Annotated in this window: 2 protein-coding genes; both read left to right on the top strand. The window is 53.7% G+C overall.

What is annotated here, in order from left to right; translation table 11 throughout:
- On the top strand, positions 1–589 hold a 589-nt coding region (locus QGG57_06785), incomplete at its 5' end, for a hypothetical protein (protein ID MDP7007869.1).
- A complete protein-coding gene (locus tag QGG57_06790; protein MDP7007870.1) occupies positions 570–1,883 on the top strand; it encodes a hypothetical protein in 1,314 nt (437 codons plus the stop codon). The genes QGG57_06785 and QGG57_06790, both read left to right, overlap by 20 nt.
- The last annotated feature ends 87 nt before the right edge of the window (positions 1,884–1,970 follow it).

Consider the following 1,970-nt stretch of genomic DNA (forward strand, 5'->3'; position numbering starts at 1 on the left):
GGACGGGCAGGTGGTGCGCTCAAGCACCAGCGGCTCGGCGTCGTGGAGCAGCTACGGCGATGCCGGCTCCGGCACTGGTTTCGTCTCACTGACGGCGACCGACGGCTACGTCTACGCGCTGCGGAACGACGGCGTCGTGCGCTACGCCACCAGCTCCTCCGGGGTGTGGGGCAGCAAGGGCGATGTCGGCTCCGGCCTCGGCTGGGTCGCGCTCGCCTCCTTCAACGACGAAATGCACGTCTACGCTATGAGCAACGAGCGCGTGGTCTACCGCTCCAGCAGCGGCAGTTCAACCAGCTGGAGCAGCTGGGCTTCGGCCACCAGCGGCTCCGCGTCGTGGGTCGGCCTCGGCATCACCAGCACCTACCTGTTCGCGCTGCGCGCCGACGGGCGGGTCGACCGCGCCACTATTGGCGACTCCCCCAGCTGGAGCGAGGAGCACGGCGACGCGGGTGCCGATAACGCCTTCGTCGCGCTCTCCACCGCGATTCCCGAGTTCGCGACGCTGCTGCTGCCGATTGCTTCCGTGATATTCATCGTGGGCTGGAACTACAGGCGACGAAGGGCCCTTGAGGAGCATGATGATTGAAGCTAGGAAGCAGTGGTACTGGATGGGAGTAACTATTCTTGCAGTCCCCGTCTTCCTGATTCTGGCTTTGCTCGGTAGTCCGGGAGGCGACTCAATTATGGGGTCCCAGGTCATTGTCGAGTCTGATGAATTGCAAAAGGAGGTACCCGAAGGCAAATCAGTTGGCTTTGTGATAAGCTTTACCAACAGGGATTCGGAATACAAACGGACCATTGAACTTGGCTATAATTTTACTGGTTCCGCAGAAAACTGGATGGTTCTGTGGAGTGACGAATATAATGAACCGATTAATGAGGGCACCCTTTTCACGATAGTGTCGGGGGAAACTCTGCGATTTAACCTGTACGTAAATGCCCCCGTAAATTCGTCTGGCGACACCAAGTTTGTCTGGATATTTGCACATGAAGGACCTCCAGTGGCGGCGAGCAGGAATAGCACGATGCTACCAGATGATACGCCGTTGATACTCAGGGTAGATTCCGTAAAGGCGTATCAGTTCCTGTTGGATATAGATAGCATATCTACGCGAGGCAGCGACCTGATTTATCAGGAGCTGAGTACAGATTTCGCATACCAGTTGAAATCTTCTGGAGCACTGTCAGACGATTTTGAGCTAGAGGTGATTGGGGGGGACCTCCCTGCTGAATATGTAAAATTTGTTCCAGCTTCAGGCCGGATTAACGGCACCTATGATGGGTTGGAAATCGATGATTTGTTAGTTGAAGGCCATATGACGATTGTACCAGACCAGGGATTGATACCTGGTATCTATTCTTTGGAGATTGCTGTGTTTTTCAACCAGTCTGGCCTTGTCGTGAAGACATCCGAGCCAATAACACTCACGGTTCCGGAACCTGAACTACGCATAGTCCCCGGTTCCTTCAGAATATTGAATGAGACGAATATCAAGGTTGGTGCCCCAGTCATAGTTGAAATCAAGGTAGTTAATGAGGGGGGTAATGTAGACCTTGATGGAAAATTTGTAGAGGAGATACAGTTGACTCTGGGAGGTAGTGGTTTTGAAACACAACTCTATTTCTTAGACTCTATGTATTATGGGGAGGAAATCACGGTTCAGTTTGTCATTACGCCTCAAAGAACCGGGGATTTGGAGATGGAAATAACTCTGGATTCCAGCGAGGACGTACGCGAGAGCAATGAGGATACTAACAGCATGAGTGAGTCAATAGAAGTCCCATCCTCTGTCAGGGAAGATGGAGGACTGATCCCAGCATCAGGCTTGATTGCGGCTTCAGCAGCCCTGCTTAGTGCCGCATTCTGGAGACGTCGCTGACCTTTAGGCCTCGAAGACCTTGCCGACGGTGTTCCGCCAGAGCCAGCGCAGCGGGTCGTAGTATTCGTCGACGACCCTCTCTTTAAG

This window comes from Candidatus Poseidoniia archaeon, assembly GCA_030748895.1.
Taxonomy (GTDB): Archaea; Thermoplasmatota; Poseidoniia; order MGIII; family CG-Epi1; genus UBA8886.